22 protein-coding genes are annotated in these 21129 nt (G+C 68.6%); 2 read left to right on the plus strand and 20 right to left on the minus strand.

Features of this window, described 5'->3' with window-relative positions; all coding sequences use genetic code 11:
- Positions 1-81: 81 nt before the first annotated feature.
- From groL to glmS, 12 genes are all read right to left on the minus strand, one after another.
- Positions 82-1701, minus strand: coding sequence for a chaperonin GroEL (gene groL / locus VET27_RS02960; protein ID WP_526514978.1), 1620 nt, complete (start codon positions 1699-1701; stop codon positions 82-84).
- A gap of 94 nt (positions 1702-1795) precedes the next feature.
- Complete coding sequence (gene groES, locus VET27_RS02965) at positions 1796-2098, minus strand: co-chaperone GroES (protein ID WP_029116754.1); 303 nt, start codon at positions 2096-2098, stop codon at positions 1796-1798.
- Positions 2099-2343: 245 nt separating this feature from the next.
- Entirely contained in the window at positions 2344-3366 is a 1023-nt protein-coding gene (gene tsaD, locus VET27_RS02970) for a tRNA (adenosine(37)-N6)-threonylcarbamoyltransferase complex transferase subunit TsaD (protein WP_526514980.1), read from the minus strand.
- The gene (rimI, locus tag VET27_RS02975) at positions 3363-3827 is read right to left on the minus strand and encodes a ribosomal protein S18-alanine N-acetyltransferase (protein WP_526514982.1); all 465 of its coding nucleotides are present in this window, start codon (positions 3825-3827) and stop codon (positions 3363-3365) included. The genes tsaD and rimI overlap by 4 nt, the downstream gene beginning before the upstream one ends.
- On the minus strand, positions 3824-4450 hold the full coding sequence (gene tsaB / locus VET27_RS02980; RefSeq protein WP_526514984.1) for a tRNA (adenosine(37)-N6)-threonylcarbamoyltransferase complex dimerization subunit type 1 TsaB: 627 nt from the start codon (positions 4448-4450) through the stop codon (positions 3824-3826). Before tsaB ends, rimI begins: the two co-directional genes overlap by 4 nt.
- Complete coding sequence (tsaE, locus tag VET27_RS02985; protein WP_526514986.1) at positions 4447-4914, minus strand: tRNA (adenosine(37)-N6)-threonylcarbamoyltransferase complex ATPase subunit type 1 TsaE; 468 nt, start codon at positions 4912-4914, stop codon at positions 4447-4449. Before tsaE ends, tsaB begins: the two co-directional genes overlap by 4 nt.
- Positions 4907-6028, minus strand: coding sequence for an alpha/beta fold hydrolase (locus tag VET27_RS02990; protein WP_526514988.1), 1122 nt, complete (start codon positions 6026-6028; stop codon positions 4907-4909). The genes tsaE and VET27_RS02990 overlap by 8 nt, the downstream gene beginning before the upstream one ends.
- Positions 6025-7194, minus strand: coding sequence for an alanine racemase (gene alr, locus VET27_RS02995; RefSeq protein WP_526514990.1), 1170 nt, complete (start codon positions 7192-7194; stop codon positions 6025-6027). Before alr ends, VET27_RS02990 begins: the two co-directional genes overlap by 4 nt.
- Positions 7195-7242: 48 nt before the next feature.
- Positions 7243-8625, minus strand: a complete 1383-nt coding sequence (gene gad, locus VET27_RS03000) for a glutamate decarboxylase (RefSeq protein ID WP_526514992.1) — start codon at positions 8623-8625, stop codon at positions 7243-7245.
- Between the two features lie 12 nt (positions 8626-8637).
- Positions 8638-10059, minus strand: a complete 1422-nt coding sequence (locus VET27_RS03005) for an NAD(P)H-hydrate dehydratase (RefSeq protein ID WP_526514994.1) — start codon at positions 10057-10059, stop codon at positions 8638-8640.
- Between the two features lie 154 nt (positions 10060-10213).
- Positions 10214-10444, minus strand: coding sequence for a CGNR zinc finger domain-containing protein (locus tag VET27_RS03010; RefSeq protein ID WP_526514996.1), 231 nt, complete (start codon positions 10442-10444; stop codon positions 10214-10216).
- A 131-nt stretch (positions 10445-10575) separates the two neighbouring features.
- Positions 10576-12444: a glutamine--fructose-6-phosphate transaminase (isomerizing) gene (gene glmS, locus VET27_RS03015; protein ID WP_526514998.1), complete on the minus strand. Its 1869-nt coding sequence runs from the start codon at positions 12442-12444 to the stop codon at positions 10576-10578.
- A gap of 56 nt (positions 12445-12500) precedes the next feature.
- On the opposite strand from glmS, the gene VET27_RS03020 reads away from it, so the two are divergent.
- Positions 12501-13346 (plus strand): dienelactone hydrolase family protein, encoded by an 846-nt coding sequence (locus tag VET27_RS03020; RefSeq protein ID WP_526515000.1) that lies wholly within the window; start codon positions 12501-12503, stop codon positions 13344-13346.
- Between the two features lie 43 nt (positions 13347-13389).
- On the plus strand, positions 13390-14430 hold the full coding sequence (locus tag VET27_RS03025) for an LLM class F420-dependent oxidoreductase (protein WP_526515002.1): 1041 nt from the start codon (positions 13390-13392) through the stop codon (positions 14428-14430).
- A gap of 46 nt (positions 14431-14476) precedes the next feature.
- Here the strand turns inward: VET27_RS03025 and VET27_RS03030 are convergent, their stop codons facing one another.
- The 8 genes from VET27_RS03030 to VET27_RS03065 all read right to left on the minus strand — a co-directional run bounded on the left by VET27_RS03030 (position 14477) and on the right by VET27_RS03065 (position 21115).
- A complete protein-coding gene (locus VET27_RS03030; RefSeq protein ID WP_526515004.1) occupies positions 14477-15877 on the minus strand; it encodes a hypothetical protein in 1401 nt (466 codons plus the stop codon).
- Between the two features lie 2 nt (positions 15878-15879).
- Positions 15880-16185, minus strand: coding sequence for a DUF7162 family protein (locus VET27_RS03035; protein WP_526515006.1), 306 nt, complete (start codon positions 16183-16185; stop codon positions 15880-15882).
- Positions 16186-16238: 53 nt separating this feature from the next.
- Positions 16239-17774, minus strand: a complete 1536-nt coding sequence (gene glpK, locus VET27_RS03040) for a glycerol kinase GlpK (RefSeq protein WP_526515143.1) — start codon at positions 17772-17774, stop codon at positions 16239-16241.
- The gene (glmM, locus tag VET27_RS03045) at positions 17771-19105 is read right to left on the minus strand and encodes a phosphoglucosamine mutase (RefSeq protein ID WP_526515008.1); all 1335 of its coding nucleotides are present in this window, start codon (positions 19103-19105) and stop codon (positions 17771-17773) included. Before glmM ends, glpK begins: the two co-directional genes overlap by 4 nt.
- Positions 19106-19181: 76 nt before the next feature.
- Positions 19182-19694, minus strand: a complete 513-nt coding sequence (gene rpsI, locus VET27_RS03050) for a 30S ribosomal protein S9 (RefSeq protein ID WP_526515145.1) — start codon at positions 19692-19694, stop codon at positions 19182-19184.
- 41 nt (positions 19695-19735) lie between these two features.
- On the minus strand, positions 19736-20179 hold the full coding sequence (rplM, locus tag VET27_RS03055) for a 50S ribosomal protein L13 (protein ID WP_526515010.1): 444 nt from the start codon (positions 20177-20179) through the stop codon (positions 19736-19738).
- Between the two features lie 283 nt (positions 20180-20462).
- Positions 20463-20759: a WXG100 family type VII secretion target gene (locus VET27_RS03060; protein WP_526515012.1), complete on the minus strand. Its 297-nt coding sequence runs from the start codon at positions 20757-20759 to the stop codon at positions 20463-20465.
- 44 nt (positions 20760-20803) lie between these two features.
- Positions 20804-21115 carry a WXG100 family type VII secretion target gene (locus VET27_RS03065; RefSeq protein ID WP_526515014.1) on the minus strand — a complete coding sequence of 104 codons (312 nt, stop codon included), beginning with the start codon at positions 21113-21115 and terminating at the stop codon, positions 20804-20806.
- Between the last annotated feature and the right edge of the window lie 14 nt (positions 21116-21129).

The raw sequence follows: 21129 nt of genomic DNA on the forward strand, positions 1-21129 counted from the left end.
TACCTGCCGCGGCCTGACTCCCCACCAAACGAAAGCACCCCCGGCCACCAGGGCCGGGGGTGCCTTTGCGTTCGATCGTGCCTAGTGCGAGTGGCCGTGATGACCGTGGCCACCGTCCTCTGACTCGGCCGGCTTCTCGACAATCGCGGTCTCGGTGGTGAGGATCATCCGCGCCACCGACGCCGCGTTGAGCACCGCGGAGCGGGTCACCTTCACGGGATCGACGACGCCGTCGGCCAGCAGGTCGCCGTACTTCAGCGTCGCGGCGTTGAAGCCCTGTCCCGCGGACAGCTCCGACACCTTGTTCACCACGACCGAGCCGTCCAGTCCGGCGTTGGTGGCGATCCAGTACAGCGGCGACGAAAGCGCCGAGGCAAACACGTCGACGCCGAGCGCCTCGTCACCCTTCAGCGAGTCGCGCAGCGCCGGGAGAACCGACCCGGCCTGTACCAGAGCGCTGCCACCACCGGTGACGATGCCCTCCTCGACGGCGGCCTTGGCCGCCGAGACCGCGTCCTCCACGGCCTCCTTGCGCTTCTTCAGATCGGTCTCGGTGGCCGCGCCGACCTTGATCACCGCGACACCGCCCGACAGCTTGGCCAGACGCTCCTCGAGCTTCTCGCGGTCCCAGTCGGAATCGGTGGCCTCGATCTCGGCGCGCAGCTGCGACTTGCGGCCCTCGATCGCGTCCTTGCTGCCGCCGCCGTCGACGATCACGGTGCTGTCCTTGCTGACGACCACGCGCCGGGCGGTGCCCAGCACTTCGAGGCCGACCTCGCGCAACAGCAGACCGACGTCGGGGTTGACGACCTGGCCACCCGTGACGACTGCGAGGTCATCGAGGAATGCCTTGCGACGGTCACCGAAGAACGGCGCCTTGACGGCGACGGCCTTGAGCGTCTTGCGGATCGCGTTCACGACCAGCGTCGAGAGGGCTTCTCCCTCGACGTCCTCGGCGATGATCAGCAGTGGCTTGCCCGCCTCGGCCACCTTCTCCAGCAGCGGGAGCAGGTCGGGAAGCGAGCTGATCTTCTCCCGGTTGAGCAGCACCAAGGCGTCCTCGAGCACCGCTTCCTGGGCGTCGAAGTCGGTGATGAAGTACGCGGAGGTGAAGCCCTTGTCGAAGCCGACGCCCTCGGTGACCTCGAGCTCGGTGTTCATTGTCGAGGACTCCTCGACGGTGACGACGCCGTCGTGGCCGACCTTGGTCATGGCCTCGCCGACGAGCGCACCGATGACCTCGTCACGCGACGACACGGTCGCCACCTGCGCGATGCCGTTCTGGTCGGTGATCGGGGTGGAGGCGGCCAGCAGCGCCTCGGACACCGCGTCGGCGGCCTTGGCGATGCCCAGACCCAACTCGATGGGGTTGGCGCCGGCGGCCACGTTGCGCAGGCCGGCCTTGATGATCGCCTGAGCCAGCACGGTGGCGGTGGTGGTGCCGTCACCTGCGACGTCGTTGGTCTTGGTCGCCACCGACTTGACAAGCTGGGCACCCAGGTTCTCGAACGGGTCCTCGAGGTCGATCTCGCGGGCGATGGTGACGCCGTCGTTGGTCACGACCGGGCCGCCGAACGCCTTGGCGAGCACGACGTGCCTGCCACGCGGGCCCAGGGTCACGCGGACCGCGTCGGCGAGCTTGTCGACGCCGGCTTCCATGGCCCGGCGCGCAGTTTCGTTGAACTCAATCTGCTTGCTCATGAATGTTCTCTCTGACTACGTAGTTGAGACACAACGCATGCCGCCCCGGACATCACCCGCGTTGACGGGGACCTCCGGGGCGGGATGCTGATGCTTACTTGGAGACGACTGCCAGCACGTCGCGTGCCGACAGGATGAGGTACTCCTCGTTGTTGTACTTGATCTCGGTGCCGCCGTACTTGCTGTAGATGACGGTGTCGCCCTCGGCGACGTCCAGGGGGATGCGCTTTTCGCCATCCTCGTCCCAGCGGCCGGGGCCAACTGCGACGACGGTGCCTTCCTGCGGCTTCTCCTTGGCGGTGTCGGGAATGACCAGACCGGAAGCGGTCGTAGTCTCGGCCTCATTGGCCTGAACGAGGATCTTGTCCTCGAGTGGCTTGATGTTCACGCTCGCCACGATGGAGCCCTCCACATTTGATAGGGGTGCGATCCGGGCTAGTTCCCGGACCCTCACGGATTTTCAGCATTCTCAGGTGTTCGGCACGCGTCCTAGCCCTCACACCGTCGTCGCGGGAGCCGGAGCGGGGTTTGGCCGCCTGCCACTTAGCACTCTATACACGCGAGTGCTAGTTCCTCAAGGCTGGGGCCGTACCGGTTCTCCGCGCTACAGAAATCAAACGTCAGGTGGCTCGCTTTCCACGCTCACGCGACCTGCCCCCTCACCACCGGCAACCCTGGGTCGGTCGCCGCCGCCAACTGCGACGGCGGTGCGCCCGCCGCGATCAGGTGCGCGGCGAACGACGCGATCATCGCGCCATTGTCCGTGCATAGTCTCGGCCGCGGCACCCGCAAGGTCACACCGGCTGCCGAGCAGCGCTCCTCGGCGAGCTCTCGCAAGCGGGAGTTGGCGGCGACGCCGCCCGCGATCAACAGCGTCGACACGCCGAGCGCTTCCGCGGCGCGCACCGCCTTCCTGGTGAGCACGTCGGCGACCGCCTCCTGAAAGCCCGCCGCGACGTCCGCGGTCGCGGCGTCGGGGTGAGACTCCACATACCTGGCGACCGCCGTCTTGAGTCCCGAGAAGCTGAACGCGTAGGGGTCGTCTCGAGGCCCGGTCATCCCGCGCGGGAACACGATCGCCTCCCGGTCACCGGTGCGCGCCAGCTCGTCGAGCACCCGGCCGCCGGGATAGCCGAGGCCGAGCAGCCGGGCGATCTTGTCGTACGCCTCGCCGGCCGCGTCGTCGACGGTGCTGCCGAGCTCCTCGATCGGCTCCCCCAGCGACCGCACGTGCAGCAGGTTGGTGTGCCCGCCCGACACCAGTAATCCGACGCTCTCGGGCAGCGGGCCGTGGTCGTAGACGTCGGCGGCGAGATGCCCGCCGAGGTGGTTGACCGCGTAGAACGGCACCTCCCATGCGGCCGAATATGCCTTGGCCGCAGCGACTCCCACCAGCAGCGCGCCCGCGAGGCCGGGCCCGATGGTGGCCGCCACTACGTCCGGCTTGTCGATGCCTGCCACCGCGAGCGCCCGCCGCATGGTGGGGCCGAGCGCTTCGAGATGCGCGCGCGAGGCGATCTCGGGAACCACGCCGCCGAACCGCGCGTGTTCGTCGACACTGGAGGCGACTTCGTCGGCCAACAACGTCACGGTGCCGTCGTCATCCAGCCTGCAGATCCCGACTCCCGTTTCGTCACAGGAGCTTTCGATGGCCAGGACGATCACTTCGCCACTCCTTCAGTCTGCCGCCGCATCGTGTACGCATCGGCGCCACTGACCCGGTAGTACCTCTTACGCGTTCCCACCACGGTGAAGCCGACGCTTTCGTACAAACCGATCGCCGCCGCGTTGTCGGTCCTTACCTCGAGGAAGACCGTGCCCCCGTCGGCGATGCCCAGCAAGTGGTCCAACAGAGCACGACCGATGCCCTGCCCCTGGAAGCGCTTGTCGACGCCGATGGTGTGAACCTCGAACTCGTAGGGCGGTTTTCGCCCCAATCGACTGACGCCCGCATAGCCGACGAGCTCGCCGTCGAGACGGGCCGCGACGTAGTGGTTGTGCGCGGACTCCAGCTCGCGGATGAACGCCACCGGGGGCCACGGGTCGTCTCCGGGGAACAGCTCGCCCTCCAGCTCGGCGCAGCGATCGGCGTCGCCGATGGCGAGCGATCCGTACTCGACGGTCATGACAGCACCGGCTGAGGCTTGGCATCGGGACGCCGCAGGTACAGCGGGATCAGCGGTTCCGGCTCCGCAACAAACCAGTCGGCGACGCGGACGAGGCCCGACGCGGTCGGCTGGACGGGCGTCAACCGCGGCAGGTCGAAGAGCGCCGCGTGCGCGGGTGATCCGGCCACGGCCGCCGCGTCAGTGGGGACGTCCGCCGGTGCGTTCACCGCTGGCCCGTCATTGCGGACTCCGTCGCGATAGCGCGCCCAGTACACCTCGCGTCGGCGGGCGTCGGTGACCACCAGGACGTCACCGGAGGTGTCCACCCCGATGGCGTCGAGGCTGCACACCCCGAAGACCGGGATGCCGAGGGCGTGGCCGTAGGCGGCGGCGGTCGCCATGCCGACGCGCAGGCCCGTGAACGGACCGGGGCCGCAGCCGACGACGACGGCGTCCAGATCGGCCATCCGCAGTCCCGCATCGGCCAAGGCGCCCAACACGTTCGGGGTGAGCTGCTCAGCGTGCGCGCGGGGATCGACGTTGACTCGCTCGCCCAGGACGTCGACTCCCGTCGTCCCGCGGCGCACCACCCCCGCGGTGACGGCGGGGGTGGCGGTGTCGATCGCCAGGACAACGGTCATTCTCGGTACCACTGCCAGGTGGCGACCCGGACGTCGGTGTCGCGGCTGCGCTCCAACCTGATGTCGAGGTGGCGATCCGACAGTCGTTCGGCGAGCCCTTCACCCCATTCGACGACGACGACGGCGTCGTCGAGATCGGTGTCCAGGTCGAGGGAGTCCAGCTCGGCCAACAGGTCGGCGCCTGCATGGTCCAGCAGCCGGTAGACGTCGACGTGCACCATGGCCGGCGCGCCCGCCCGTCGCGCAGGGTGCACGCGGGCCAGTACGAAGGTCGGCGAGGTCACCGTTCCCGAGACGTCCATGGCCTGCGCGATGCCCTTGGCCAACACCGTCTTTCCCGCACCCAGTGGACCGGACAGTACGACGACGTCGCCGGCCAGGAGGTCCGCTCCCAACCGGGCACCGAGGGCGACGGTGTCGTCCGCGGTCGCCAGCTCGGCGGTTCCCTCGAGCACCTCAGCCATGATTGCGCGCCCGCTCACGGAGCCGACGGGTCATCGCCACGAGCTTCGACGGTGTCGCGCGCTCCACCAATCGCACCAACGCGTCGTCGACGATCTCGGGCTGCTCGAGTTGAACGAGATGGCCTGCGCCGCCGACGATGACGAGCTCGGACTTCGGCAGATGCGCTGCCATGGCTTCGGAGTACTCCATGGGCGTCAGCAGGTCGTGGTCGCCACAGACGATAAGGGTGGGCACCTTCGCCAGCGTCGACAGGGCCGCGGTCTCGTCGTGAACCTCCAGCGCGTGCAGGAACCCGATCATGGTGGCGATCGGCGTGTCGTGCATCATCTTCTCGGAGAATGACACGACGCTGCGGCTGATCTTCTCGTCACCGTAGGACGCTGCCCGCAGCACCGGTCCGATCACCGAACTGGTGGCACCGCGGGTGCGATGGACCGCCTTCGGCGCGTACCGCACTGCGAAGCGAGCCGCCTCGAGAACCGGGTTCTTCAACACCTCGCCCAACGGCGACCGTGAAACCCCCTCGGCAGCAGAAGAAATGAGCGCCGCTCCCACGATCCGGGTGGGATACCGCTGCGGATACTGGCGCGCGTGGGCCAGCACGGTCATACCCCCCATCGAGTGCCCCACCAAGACCACCGGACCGCGGGGAGCAATGACGGACAGCACCGACTCGAGGTCTTGCCCCAGTTGGGGAACGTTGAACGACTCGGTCGGCGCATCGCCGGACTGGCCGTGCCCACGCTGGTCGTAGAAGACCATGCGAACCTGCGATCCCCACTGCTCGGTCAACCTCGCCCGCTGAAAGTGGAAGGCGCCCATGCGCAGACAGAAACCGTGAGCGAAGACCACCGTAAGCGGCGCGTCTTCTGGGCCTACCTCCCTGACCGCGAGGGGAACGCCGTCCGGGGTGGTCACGACGCACCCGCGGTCGGCGTCGAGGAGTTCGAAGTCCTCGTCGCGATGTGGATCGTCCTCGGCGACTCGGCGCGTCAGGGAGCGGGCCACGGTGGTGCCCGCCAGCCCGCCGACCGCGGAGAGCCCGGCGGCGCCTGCCAACCACCGCCCCGTCCGCTTGCGGCGACGCGAGGCGTCGTATCTGGAGTCGCTCAACGGCTTCCGCCCGTCGCGTTCACGTACACGCGGGACACCCGGCCGCGTGGGCTGGTGACGACCTCGTAGTTGATGGTGCCGAGCAATTCGGCCCAGTCCTGCGCCGTGTGTTCACCGGCGTCGCCGGGGCCGAAGAGGATCGCCTCGTCACCCTCGCTGACGTCGACGGGGCCGGGGCCGAGGTCGACCACGAACTGGTCCATGCAGATGCGACCCACGTTCGGTCGGCGCCGCCCGTTGATCAGGACCGCGATGCGACCACTCAGTCCGCGGAAGACACCGTCGGCGTACCCGATGGGAATGAGCGCCACGGTGGTGTCGGCCTTGGCCACCCACGTATGTCCGTAGGAGACCCCGTCGCCCGCCTTGAGCGAACGAATCAGGGTGACGGGGCACGTCAACGTCATCGCCGGCCGTAACCCCATGTCGCCCTTGGCCGGGATCGGCGTCTGCCCGTACACCGCGATACCCGTTCGCACCATGTCGAATGCGAGGTCGGGCCGCGTCAGCACCGCGGGAGAGTTGCACAGGTGCCCCACCTCGAACTCGACACCCGCCTCGCTGGCCTGCGAGCGCATCTCCGAGAAGCGTTGTGCTTGTCGGTCATTGACGGGGCTCGTCGGATCGTCACCGCAGGCGAGGTGCGACATGATGCCGCGGAGCCGGATCGCGTCGTCGGCGGCCGCCCGTCGCAGCGCCACCAAGAGGTCCGCGAAGTCCGCGGAGCCGACGCCGTTGCGGTTCAACCCGGTGTCCACCTTCACGGTGACGGTCGCCGTGTGACCCGTGCGCCCGACCGCGTCAAGCACCTCGGCGAGCTGACGCGTCGACGAGACCCCCAACTGGACGTCGGCCCGCAATGCCGGAGCGAAGTCGGTGCCCGGCGCATGCAGCCAACACAGCACCGGCGCCGTCACGCCGTCGCGGCGCAGGGCCAGTGCCTCGTCGAGGGTCGCGACGCCGAGCTCGGAGGCACCGGCCGCGATGGCGGCCCGGCCGACCTGGGCGGCCCCGTGACCGTAACCGTCGGCCTTGACGACGGCCATCACCTCGGCCGATCCGGCACGTTCGCGCAGCAAGCGCACGTTGTGCTCGATGGCGCCGAGATCCACCACCACCTTCGCGGCGGCGGTCGATGTCGGCAGCTGGGTCGTGTGCATGGTCATGTCACCGTCGTCGATTCTCCCAGAGTGTGCAGAACCAGGTCGTCGGGCCTAGTGCGCGAAGGGCTGCAGCTGGTCGAAATGGCCGTTCGGCTCGAGTTCGTCCAGGCTCTTCAGGACGGTGAGGATGTCGTCCTTCAGCGCCCTGGCGAGGTCGGTGGAGAAGCCCTCGCGGACCACGACCCGAAGCACGGTGACGTCCGTCGCGTCGTCGGGCATCGTGTAGGCGGGCACCTGCCAGCCGAAGGAACGCAACGCGTGCGAGACGTCGAACTCCGTGTAGCGGCGCGTCCCCTTGAGGCGGAAGCTGACCACCGGGATCGCCGACCCGTCGGAGATGAGCTCGAAGTGCTCGCTGTCGCGCAGTTGGTCGCCGAACCAGCGGGCGGTGGTCGACAGACACGACATGACCTGGCCGTAACCGGCTCGGCCGAGCCGCAGGAAGTTGTAGTACTGGCCGACGACCTGATTGCCGCCCCTGGAGAAGTTCAGCGTGAACGTCGGCATGTCGCCGCCGAGGTAGTTGACCCGGAAGACCAGCTCCTCCGGCAGGTACTCGGCGCTGCGCCACACCACGAAGCCGATGCCCGGGTAGGTGAGGCCGTACTTGTGGCCACTGACGTTGATCGACACCACGCGGGGCAGGCGGAAGTCCCACAACACCTGCGGGTGCAGGAACGGCACAACGAAGCCACCGCTGGCCGCGTCGACGTGCACCGGGACGTCGACACCGCCGTCGGCGGCCAACTTGTCCAGGGCCGCGCAGATCTCGGCGATCGGCTCGAGCTCGCCGGTGTAGGTGGTGCCGAGGATGCCCACCACGCCGATGGTGTCCTCGTCGACCGCAGCGAGAACCTGCTCGGGCGTGATGACGTAGCGCCCCTCCTCCATCGGGAGGTAGACGGGCTCGACGTCGAAGTACCGGCAGAACTTCTCCCAGACCACCTGCACGTTGGAACCCATCACGAGATTCGGCCTGCGGCTGCGCCAACCGTCGCCGACCTTCGCCCGCCACCGCCAGCTCATCGCCAGCCCGGCCAGCATCACGGCCTCGCTGGATCCCACCGTGGACACGCCGATCGCGCTGCCCGGGTCGTCCTCGCGCAGATCATCGGCGTGGAAGAGGTCGGCGACCATGCACACGCAGCGCTGCTCGATGGCGGCCGTTGCCGGGTACTCGTCCTTGTCGATCATGTTCTTGTCGAACGTCTCGGCCATCAGTTTCTCGGCCTCGGGATCCATCCACGTCGTGACGAAGGTCGCGAGGTTCAGCCGTGAGCTGCCGTCGAGCATGAGCTCGTCGTGGATGAACCGGTAGGCGGCTTGCGGGTCCATCGATTCGTTCGGCATCCGCAATGTCGGCACGGGCACGGTGGAGAGCCTGCCGGTGTAGGCCGGAGCCATCGACGCTGCCGGAGAGTGCCTGGATGACATCTGTTGTCCCTTCTAGAGATTGGCGATCGACGAACGGATGTGCGCGAGAATTCCCGACGCCGAGGTGGGTGCGGGTCGCGGTCCAGGATCGGCGGCCGACAGCCCTGCGGCGCGGGCATGGACGAATGCCGCCGACGCCGCCGCCTCACCCGGGGACAGACCCGAGGCTAGCAGTGCGCCGATGACGCCGGAGAGCACGTCACCGGAACCCGGGGTGGCGGCCCACGATTGACCCGCCTGGTTCAGGTAGACGGGTCCGCCCGGCTCGGCGACGACGGTGACGTTCCCCTTCAACAGGACGGTGGCGCCGAACGCCTCGGCCAGCCGTCGGGTCGCGCCCACGCGATCGGCACCCGGCGGATGGCCGGCCAGGCGGGCGAACTCGCCCGCGTGCGGAGTGAGGACGGTCGGAGCCCTTCGCCCCTCGAGGACGTCGGGGTGTGCGGCGAGGATGGTGAGCGCGTCGGCGTCGACGATCACGGGCAGGTCGGTGTCGAGGGCGAACCACAGCGCCGCCGCACCCGCTTCGTCGGTGCCGAGCCCCGGCCCGACCACCCAGGCCTGGACCCGGCCTGCCGCGTTGGCCCTAGGTGTGGCGATGACCTCGGGCCAGTGCGAAACCACCTCGGCGGCAGCCGATCCCGCGTACCGCACCATGCCCGAGGTGGCGGCGACTGCGGCACCCGTACACAGGATGGCCGCTCCCGGATAGGTGGACGAGCCTGCCATCACGCCCGTCACGCCCTGGCTGTACTTGTCGTCGCGCGCGCCGGGAAGGGGCCACCGCGCGATGACGTCGGGGCTCTCCAGCGAACGCACGTCGGAGTCGGGCAGGTCGAGGCCGATGTCCATTAGTTCGACCCGCCCGCAATCACCCAGGGCGTGAACCGGTTTGCGGCCGCCGAACGTCACGGTCAGGGCGGCGCGGACGTGGGGCCCGTCGGCCGCCCCGGTCTGAACGTCGACTCCGCTCGGAATGTCGACCGCCACGACGGGGATGCCCAAGGCGTTGACGGCGTCGAACACCTCCGCGGCGGCCGTACGCAGCGGACCGGATCCCGAGATGCCGACGACCCCGTCGATCACCAGATCGGTTGCCTGCGGCACCCTTTGGACGACGCGCCCGCCTGACCGCGTGAACGCGGCGAGCGCCACCCGATGCACCCGCTGCGGGTTGAGCACGATCGCGAACGTGCGCACTCCGCGACGTCGCAGGAACGTCGCCGCCCAGAGCGCGTCGCCGCCGTTGTCACCGGAACCGATCACCGCACAGATCCGACGACCGGCGATCCCCCCGGTACGGGCGCGCAGTTCGCGGGCGATCGCACCCGCCAGGCCGTGGGCGGCCCTCCGCATCAGGACGCCGTCGGGCAGGCTGGCCAACAGCGGCGCCTCCGCCTCACGGATGACGTCCGCGGTGTAGTAGTGCCGCACCCGCCCTAGGTTACGGCGTGATGCCGCGAGTTCGGCCTACTCCGGGTAATGGCGTCGGGCACGGACCCGTCGCATCCGCGAACTCTGAGCGCGGCTTCTCCGGACACGGACCCGTTCCCGAAGTCGATATCACCGGCGATATCGGCTTTCCTGGTCAGTCCCCCGGCTTGCCAACCGTCCGACTGTAGTGGCGCCGCGCCTTCATCCGGTTGCCGCAACCGCTCATCGAGCACCAGCGGCCCGTGCCGCCACGACTGCGGTCGAGCAGGAACAGGTGACATTCGCCGTTCGCGCAGGGCCATAGGCGACCCGGCATGTCACGCTGCAGCTCGCCCCAGGCCAGCACCATCCGCGCGGCCCAGTCGGCGTCGAGGCGCCATGTCACGGCGGCATCGATGATTGCGGGTGTCTGCAAGTCGTCGCGCAACCGCCGCGACCGGCGCCGAAACTGCGGAATATGCGGGCTTTCGCCCGATTTCCCGCATATTTCCGTAGTCTCGCGGTCGCGGGTCGCGCCTACTCGACGGTGACGGACTTCGCCAGGTTGCGGGGCTTGTCGACGTCGTATCCACGCGCCTGCGCCACGCCCGCGGCGAACACCTGCAGCGGAATGGTCGACAGCAGCGGCTGGAAAAGCGTTGACACCGCCGGGATTTCGATGAGGTGATCGGCGTAGGGCCGCACCGTGTCGTCACCCTCCTCGGCTATGACGATGGTGATCGCGCCCCGCGCCTGGATCTCGCGGATGTTGCTCAGCAGCTTGCTGTGCAGCATGGCCGCGTTCTTCGGAGACGGCATGACGACGATGACGGGCAGGTCGTCCTCGATCAGAGCGATCGGCCCGTGCTTGAGCTCGCCGGCCGCGAACCCCTCGGCGTGCATGTAGGCCAGTTCCTTCAGCTTGAGCGCACCCTCGAGGGCCACCGGGAAGCCGACGTGGCGGCCCAGGAAGAGCACCGTCGACGACGAGGCGAACCTATGGGCCAGCTCGGTGACGGGCTCCATGCACGTCAGCACGCGGGCGATCAGGTCGGGCATCGCCTCGAGCTCGTTGAACTCGCGCTCGACCTCGTCGGGGTACTTGGTGCCGCGCGCCTGCGCCAGCGCCAGCCCGACCAGATAGTTGGCGGCGATCTGAGCCAGGAACGTCTTGGTGGAGGCGACGCCGATCTCCGGACCCGCGCGCGTGTACAGCACCGCATCGCACTCGCGCGGGATCTGGCTGCCGTTGGTGTTGCAGATGGCCAGGACCTTGGCCTTCTGCTCCTTGGCGTGCCGAACCGCCTCCAGAGTGTCGGCGGTCTCTCCGGACTGCGAGATGGCGATCACCAGCGTGCTTCGGTCCAGCACGGGGTCGCGGTAGCGGAACTCGCTGGCGACCTCGACCTCGACGGGCAACCGCGTCCAGTGCTCGATGGCGTACTTGGCCAGCAGCCCGGAGTGGTAGGCGGTTCCGCACGCGACGATGAAGACCTTGTCGATCTCGCGGAGCTCCTGGTCACTGAGGCGTTGTTCGTCGAGCACGATGCGGCCGTCGACGAAGTGCCCGAGCAGAGTGTCGGCGACCGCGGCGGGCTGCTCGGCGATCTCCTTGAGCATGAAGTACTCGTAACCGCCCTTCTCGGCGGCGGACAGGTCCCAGTCGATGTGAAAACGTCGAGCACTGGCGGTCTCGTCGTTGCCGTAGAAGTCGGTGACCCGGTACCCGTCGGCGGTGATCACCACGGCCTGGTCCTGGCCCAGCTCGACGGCTTCACGGGTGTGCTCGATGAAGGCCGCTACGTCGGAACCAAGGAACATCTCGCCGTCCCCGACGCCGATCACCAGCGGTGTGGAACGGCGGGCGGCCACGATGGTGTCCGGGTCGTCGGCGCTGGCGAACACCAGCGTGAAGTGGCCCTCCAGACGCGGCAGCACGGCCATCACGGACCCGACGAAGTCGCCCGCGGTGGGGCCGTGGTGGTACTGCCAGGACACCAGGTGGACGGCAACCTCGGTGTCAGTGTCACTCGCGAATTCGACCCCGGTGGTCTCCAGCTCGGCGCGCAGCGCGGTGAAGTTCTCGATGATCCCGTTGTGAACGACGGCGATCTTGCCGGCAGCGTCGCGGTGCGGGTGGGCGTTGCGGTCCGTCGGCCTGCCGTGGGTGGCCCAACGGGTGTGGCCAATGCCGGTATTACCCGTCAAGCCCCCGGGGTCGGCCTCCGCGAGGGCAGCCTCGAGGTTCGCGAGTCGACCGGCGCGTCTGTGCACCGCCATGCCGCCGCGGCCGTCCAGGAGCGCGACCCCCGACGAGTCATAGCCCCGGTACTCCATTCGGCGCAGGGCGTCGACGACGATGTCGCGGGCAGGACGCTGCCCAACGTAGCCGACGATTCCGCACATGACCAACCAGGGTAGTGCAGCCGCCGTCCCAACCTGGTGTGAGCTACGGTCATCGGGTGTCCAAGACGAAGAAACTCTTCGCTGCGTTGACCCGTCGGGGACCTCATCGCGTTCTTCGCGGTGATCTGGCCTTCGCCGGATTGCCGGGCATCGTGTACACCCCCGAATCGGGCATGAACCTGCCCGGTATAGCGTTCGGCCACGACTGGCTGGCAAGCGCCGACCGCTACGCCGGAACGCTGGAACATCTCGCGTCCTGGGGCATCGTCGCCGCCGCCCCGCACACCGAGACGAGCTTCGCGCCCTCGGTGCTGAACTTGGCGTTCGACCTGGGGACGACGCTGGACATCATCTCGGGTGTACGACTGGGCCCCGGAAAGATCAGCGTCCACCCCACCAAGCTCGGTGTCGTCGGTCACGGTTTCGGTGGTTCGGCCGCCGTCTTCGCCGCGGCGGGCATGGCCGACAGGCTCAAGACGGCCGTCGCCCTCTTTCCCACCGTCACCAAACCGCCCGCACAGCAGCCTGCATCGGGTCTGCGCGTGCCGGGCCTCATCCTCGCGGACCCTGGCGACCCCATGTCGTTGCGGTCCAACGCGGTGGAGCTGGCCAGGGCCTGGAAGCCGGCGACGCTGCGCAACGTGAAGAAGGTGACGGCGGGCGGACTGGTCGAAGGCCGCCGCCTCGCCCGCGTGCTCAAGCTGCCCGGAGCCGACAGGGGCACCCAGAAGATCGTGCGCGCCCTCCTCACGGGCTATCTGCTGCACCAACTGACCGGTGACAAGACCTACCGGGACTTCTCCGATCCCGAGGTGGTGTTGCCGAGGGCCGAGGTCCTCGATCCGTTCTCCGACGATCCCGTCGAATTGGAGAACAAGGTCGTGGCGCTCCTCAAGCCCTGACGCGCGCTACCAACCAACTGGTTGATGGTGATATAACTCCAGCATGCGCACCGGAATCTTCCTGAGCTATGCCGGCGGCTTCCGTGAGGCAGCCGACCAGGTCGTCGAACTCGAGAAGTGCGGTATCGACATCGCCCTCGTCGCCGAGGCCTATTCGTACGACGCGATCAGCCAACTGGGCTACCTCGCGGCCAAGACGTCCACCATCGAGCTCGGCTCCGGCGTCGTGCCGATCTACACCCGTACGCCGTCGCTGCTTGCGATGACGGCGGCGGGCGTCGACTACGTCTCCGACGGGCGGTTCCGGCTCGGCATCGGCACGTCAGGCCCGCAGGTGGTGGAGGGCTTCCACGGCGTCCCCTTCGACGGACCGCTGGGCCGCACCCGCGAGGTCGTCGAAATCTGCCGCCAGGTCTGGCGACGCGAGAAGGTCCAGCACGACGGCAAGTACTACCAGATCCCCCTACCGGCCGACCGCGGCACCGGGCTGGGCAAGCCGCTGAAGCTCATCAATCATCCCGTCCGCGAACGCATTCCGATCACCATCGCGGCGCTTGGGCCGCAGAACGTCCAGCTCACGGCGGAGATCGCCGAGGGCTGGCAGCCGGTGTTCTACTACCCCGAGAAGGCCGACGACGTCTGGGGCGACGCGCTGCGCGCGGGCACCGCCAAGCGCGACCCCGCACTCGGTCCGCTCGACGTCATGGTCTCGGCCAGCCTGGCCATCGGCGACGACGTCGACGACCGCCTGGCATGGGCGAAACCCCAACTGGCGCTGTACATCGGCGGCATGGGCGCGCGCGGCAAGAACTTCTACCACAACCTGGCCACGAGGTACGGCTTCGGCGAAGTCGCCGATCACATCCAGGACCTCTACCTCGCGGGCAAGAAGGCCGAGGCGATCGCCGCGGTGCCCGACGAGCTGGTTCGCAACGTATCCCTCGTCGGGCCAAGCGGTTTCGTCAAGGAGCGGTTGGCCGGCTACGCCGAAGCGGGCGTCACCACGCTGCTGGTGCATCCGCTCGCCGGCGACGACCGCGAGTCCGTGAAGTTCTGCGAGGAACTGGTCGCACTGGCGCACTGAGCAGTCCTTGGCACGTACCGCGGCGGAAGGAGCGGCCCACCGGACGCTACTCCCCGACCTGCGGCAACTCGTCGGCGGCAATCTCGCACGGCGTCGGCTCCGCAGCCTCGGGAGGGGCGTCGGCGACGGGCTCGGGTAACCCCGGCGGGGCGGGCGGCGCCTCGGGGGGTGGTGGAGCCGGCGTTGATACCGGTTCTGGGGTCGGCGGCGGTTCGGGCGCCGCCTCGTCGACGATCTCCTCGCCCGGTTCCTCGGGCTCGTCGGTGGCCCCGGCGTCCTCCTCGACACCCGGTTCCTCGGGTTCGTCGGCGTCGTCTTCGGCGTCGGGATCGTCTTCGGCGCCGGTCAGATCGGTGGGCCCATCGGGATCGGCGGCATCGGGTAGTCCGCCATCGGCGGAACCGACCAGACCGCCGATCAGGTCGGCCAACTGCTGCCCGAATCCCGAGACGCCGGAACCGAGCGTGGACGTGCCGGCACCGAGGTCACCCAGCGACGGCGTCGACGGCATGGACGGCGCGGCAGATGGAGGTGCGGCCGGCGCGGACGCAGGCGCCAGCGGGGCAGCTTCGCCGAGAGGTGGAGGCGTCACGGGTGCAGGCCCCGACCACGGCGCAGCGGGAGTCGCTGCGAGGGACGGAGCCGCGGCAGGCGGAGCCGAACCGACGGCCGCCGCGGGCACGGTGTGAACGGGAACGACCACGGACCCACCACCGTCCGTTACTTCTACGTGCTCGGGCGGCTGGGGGCGTGGGCCGAGCTCGCCGGGCACGCCGAACGCCGCGGGCGGTGCGGTGGTCATGCCCGCGATCGCCGAGTCGTAGGCCGCGTTGATCGAAGCGACGGCGGTGCGCATCGCGGCCAGCCAGTCGGAACCGACCTCGTGGTTGACGAATGGCTTGACCTGCAACTCGATCAGTTCGCTGGCAGCCGCGAGGTCTCCCGTACCGGTCGTCACCGTCTTGGCGGCGGCCAGCCACTCGGCGCGCTGCGCCTGCTGCCTGCCGTCGACGGTCTCGGTGGCGAGCACCCTCGCGTCGACGGCGCGCCACAGTGCGTCCCGAAGCGTCGCCACCACGTCCGCGGCCGTGCGCACCGCCGCGCTGACCGTGGACGCAGCTTGCGCACTGCGCCAAACGAATTGGTGTGCGGCGACCGCTCCCCGGCCGGACCACGCCGCCGAGAGTTCCGACGCCAGGTCGGCCTGCATCCGGGCGGCGTCCTCGGCTGCCGACGCGGCTGCGGACAGGGCGGCGTGATCAGCGTCCAAGGCGCGCAGGTCGAGGCCCTCTTCGCCGCCGTACCAATCGCGTATCTGCGTGGCGTGCATCGTCAGATCCCGATGTTGGTAGCCGAGCCGACGACACGCCGCAACGTACTCCTCGACGTCGTCGATGGCGGGCCGCCCCTCGGCGAGTCGTGCCGCGACGTCGTAGGGGTTCGCCACCGTCACCCCAGCCGCGCAGCGCCGCGCGCATCGGCGTCGAGGTAGCGATCACCGGAAGTCCGCAGTGCAGCCGCGATTTCACGCATTGCCCTGACCCACACGTGCATCTGGTCGACGAATTCGTCGACGGCCCGCCGCACCGCGTCCCCGCGGGGGGCGTAGTCGCGACCCGCGACCGCACCGTCGAAGGTCAGCCGGTCCAGGTGGGTGCGGGCCAGCCCGTCGACGACGTCTGCGACCGCGTCGTATCGGCTTGCGACCTCGAGAAGCGCTCCGACGTCGACGTGGGCCGACTCATTTTCTCCCATACCGGGTTACGACGCAGCGGGCGTCCGTCCGGTTCCCTCGGACCACGAGCGCTCTAGTCGACGTCCACCCAGTCGAGCGTGCGCTGCACCGCCTTCTGCCAACCCGCGTAACCGGACGCGCGCTGATCGTCGTTCCAGGAAGGCGTCCAGCGCTTGTCCTCCTGCCAGTTGGCCCGCAAATCGTCTGGGTTGTCCCAGAAGCCGACCGCCAGACCCGCCGCGTAGGCGGCGCCCAGCGCCGTCGTCTCGGCCACGCGGGGCTTGACCACGTCGACACCGAGCACGTCGGACTGGATCTGCATGCACAGGTCGTTCGCGGTGATTCCGCCGTCGACCTTCAACACCTCGAGGTGCACACCGGAATCCGCCTCCATGGCGTCGACGACGTCGCGGCTCTGATAGCAGATGGCCTCCAACGTCGCTCGCGCGACGTGCGCATTGGTGTTGAACCGCGACAGCCCGACGATGGCGCCGCGGGCATCGGACCGCCAGTACGGTGCGAACAAACCGGAGAAGGCGGGGACGAAGTACACCCCGCCGTTGTCGTCGACCTGCCTGGCAAGTGACTCGCTGTGGGCGGCGCCGCTGATGATGCCGAGCTGATCACGCAGCCACTGCACGGCAGATCCGGTGACGGCGATCGAACCTTCAAGTGCGTAAACGGGTTTGGCGTCACCGAACTGGTAGCAGACGGTGGTCACCAGTCCGTTCTTGGAGCGGACGATCTTCTCTCCGGTGTTGAGCAGGAGGAAGTTGCCGGTGCCGTAGGTGTTCTTGGCCTCGCCCGGCGCCAGGCACACCTGACCCACCATCGCCGCCTGCTGATCGCCCAGGATGCCGGTGATCGGCACCGCCCCACCGACCGGACCCGTGTCCTGGCTCGTGCCGTACGGCTCGGGCGACGACGACGGCACGATCCGGGGCAGCATCTGCCGCGGAATCCCGAAGAACGACAACAACTCGTCGTCCCAGTCCAGGGTCTCCAGGTCCATCAGCATTGTCCGGCTGGCGTTGCTCACGTCGGTGACGTGCACACCGCCGCGCGGGCCGCCGGTCAGATTCCACACCACCCAGCTGTCGCTGGTGCCGAAGATCGCATCGCCGCGCTCAGCGGCCTCGCGCACACCGTCAACGTTCTCCAGAATCCATTGCACCTTGGCCGCGGAGAAGTAGGTCGCCGGCGGCAGGCCGGCCTTGCGCCTGATCACGTCGCCGCGACCGTCGCGGTCCAGCGCCGAGGCGATGCGGTCGGTACGGGTGTCCTGCCAAACGATCGCGTTGTAGTACGGCCTGCCGGTCTTTCTGTTCCAGACCAGTGCGGTCTCACGTTGATTGGTGATGCCGAGCGCAGCCAGGTCACTCGCCTGCAGCTTCGTGTTGTTGAGCACCGACATCAGGACCGCTGCGGTGCGCTCCCAGATCTCGACGGGGTTGTGCTCGACCCAGCCCGCCTTCGGCAGGATCTGCTCGTGTTCGAGCTGGTGTCTGCCCACCTCGGCACCGTCGTGATCGAAGATCATCGCCCGGGTACTCGTGGTGCCCTGGTCGATTGCAGCGACGAACTCAGTCAACGGTGCTCCTCTATCTATCGTTGTTCGCTCACCGAATCCGCAACGCGGGAGGCGAGCAGTCGCGCGGTGTCCTCGTCTGCGGCCTCGACCATCACCCGGACGACCTGTTCGGTTCCGGAGGGGCGCAACAGGATTCGGCCGGTATCGCCGAGCTCCGCCTCGGCCTCTGCCACCGCGGACTGAACACACGGCGCCTCGGCGACGGTGGCCTTGTCCGCCACCTCGACGTTGATGAGCACCTGCGGGAGCGTGTGCATCGGCGCCGCGAGCGCCGCCAGCGTCGAGCGGGTCTGAGCCATTCGCGCCATCAGGCGCAGTCCGGTGGCGATCCCGTCGCCGGTGGTGCCGAGGGAGGGCATCACGATGTGGCCCGACTGTTCCCCGCCGAGCGAGTACGCCCCGGCGCGCAGTTCCTCGAGCACGTACCTGTCGCCGACGGCGGTGGTCCGCACCTCGATGCCCTCTTCCCGCATGGCGATGTGCAGGCCCAGATTGCTCATCACCGTGGCGACCAGCGTGTTCGACGCCAACTCGTCGGCGTCGCGCATGGCCAGCGCGAGGATCACCATGATGGCGTCGCCATCGACGACCTTGCCCGCCGCGTCGACGGCGAGACAGCGGTCGGCGTCGCCGTCGTGGGCGAGGCCCAGATCCGCACCGTGGGTCAGCACCGCTTGCTGCAGCACGCCCATGTGCGTCGATCCGCAGCCGTCGTTGATGTTGAGCCCGTTGGGTTCTGCGTTGATCGCCACGACGGTGGCGCCGGCAGCGCGGTACGCCAGCGGGGCGGCGGTCGATGCCGCACCGTGCGCGCAATCCACCACGACGGTCATGCCGTCGAGCGGTACGGGGGCGGCCGTGGCCACGTGCCGGAGGTAGCGCTCGAGCGCGTCGCCGGCGTCGAGCACGCGGCCGATGCCCGCCCCGACCGGACGGTGGCCGGGTCCTGCGCTGAGGAGTTCTTCGATGCGGTCCTCGGCGGCGTCGTCGAGCTTGTGGCCGCCGGGGCCGAAGATCTTGATGCCGTTGTCCGGCATCGGGTTGTGCGACGCGGAAATCATCACGCCGAACTCCGCGCGGTAGACGCCCGTCAGATGGGCGACGGCAGGGGTCGGCAGCACACCGACGCGCAGCGCGTCGACGCCCTCACTGGTGATCCCTGCGATGACGGCCGCTTCGAGCATCTCGCCGCTGGCCCGTGGATCGCGGCCGACGACGGCCAATCGGCGTTGACCGCCGGAGGTTCCAAGTCGACGAGCCGCTGCCGACCCCAGGGCCAGTGCCAACTCCGCGGTTAGATCGGTGTTGGCGACACCACGGACGCCGTCGGTGCCAAACAGTCGACCCATGCCCCTCCTTGTGTGCCCCTCGCGCCGCCAGCGTGCGACGGGGCACGCTCGCGGCGTCGAGATGACGTTGTGAGGATCAGCGCTTGCTGTACTGAGGCGCCTTGCGGGCCTTCTTGAGGCCGTACTTCTTGCGCTCGATGGCACGCGGGTCACGCGTGAGGTAGCCGGCCTTCTTCAGCGGCGGCCGGTCCTCGGGCTGCACGATGATGAGCGCCCGGGCGATGGCCAGACGCAGGGCGCCGGCCTGTCCGGACGGGCCGCCACCGTCGAGGTGAGCGAAGATGTCGACGGTGTCGAGCCGGTCGACGAGCACCAACGGCGCCTTGATGAGCTGCTGGTGCACCTTGTTCGGGAAGTACTCCTCCAGGCTGCGGCCGTCGAGGGTGAACTTGCCGGTGCCCGACGTCAGGCGCACCCGCACGACGGCCTCCTTGCGGCGGCCGACGGTCTGGATGGGACGGTCCAGCAGGAGCGGCTCGCGGGCCGGGGCCTCGTCCGCCGCGGCGGTCTCGACGACCTCGACCGTCTCGGGGGCCTCGGCCGCCTCGGGGGCCTCGGGCGCCTCGGGGGCTTCGGGCGCCTCGGTCACGTCGTCGACCTCGGTCGGTTCGGTCACGTCAGTCGTCTCGGTCACTGAGCCACCTGCTTGATCTCGAACGGAACTGGCTGCTGGGCGACGTGCGGATGCTCGGGCCCCGCGTAAACCTTCAGCTTCTTCTGGACCTGCCGGCTCAGCTTGTTGTGGGGGAGCATGCCGACGATCGCGTTCTCCACGACCCGTTCCGGATGCTTCTCCATCATTTCGCCGATGGTGCGCTTGCGAAGGCCGCCCGGGTAACCCGAGTGGCGGTAGGCGAACTTGTTGGCCAGCTTGTCGCCACCGATGGCGACCTTGTCGGCGTTGATGATGATGACGAAGTCGCCACCATCGACATTCGGCGTGAACGTCGGCTTGTGCTTGCCGCGCAGCAGGGTTGCTGCTGCAACGGCGAGCCGGCCGAGGACCACGTCGGTGGCGTCGATGACGTGCCACGTGCGTGTGGTGTCACCCGCCTTCGGCGTGTACGTAGGCACAGCGCTACCTTCTCTTCTCTCGGGTTGTCCCGGTTGAACCGGGTTGTCGGTCCGGCGCTTGCAGCTGGGGTTCTCGGCGACCGACGTAGACCCGAGGACCCGCAGAGTCGACAGACTCACCGCGCACCAACCGAACAGCCTACCGGCCACCGTCATCGCAGGTCAAAACGCCATCTTTCGGCCCGCTGGAGACGGTCTACCGGGCTCCCCCGGGGCATGACTGTGCGGTCCCTTCGGGCTCTCCTCCCGTTCGGGACCGCACAGGGTCTGGTGGGGCCGCCGCCTAGAAACCCCAAGCGCCTGCCGCGCGCCGGTCGGTGTCCGCGACCTCGTCCGATCCGTCGCGCACCGCGTTGCCGAGGGAGATCAGAATCTCGTTCAGCGCGGCTGCGGACTGGTCCCATCTGGCCTGCTCGACGCGGTAGGCCTCCGCAGCGTCGCGGGTCCATACCGCCTGCAGGGGTGCTATCTGTGCGCGCAGGTCGTCCAACGCCGCATTGAACCGCGCGGACGTGTGGTGAATCTCCTGACGGACGGTGTACTCGATCTCGTTGAAGTCGTATGACAGAACCGGATCCATCGGTGCTCCATTCGCGTGGGTGGACGGTGAGTTATCGGGTGTGCTTACGGAACGTCGGTCGAAGCGATCCGGTGCGAATGCTGATCGGCCGCCTCGCGGAGCGTCCGCTCGTTGAAGCGGATGGTCTCCGCGATCCGTTGCAGCGACTGGTGCAGTGCGAGGGACTCGGTGTTCCACCGGTCGACGACACCGCGAAATCGGGCTGCCGCAACGCCTCCCCACACCGTGGGCGGAACGCTGCTCATCTGACCGATGAAGGTCCGCAGCATCGCCCTGGTCTCCTCGTTTCGGCTGTCGATCTTGCCCGCGACGGCCGACATCAACCCCAGGTCGGTGTTCAACGCTCTACTCGTCATCGCTTTCCCTCCGT

Origin of the sequence: Mycobacterium sp., from assembly GCF_035633495.1 — a bacterium.
In the GTDB taxonomy this organism is placed as follows: domain Bacteria; phylum Actinomycetota; class Actinomycetes; order Mycobacteriales; family Mycobacteriaceae; genus Mycobacterium.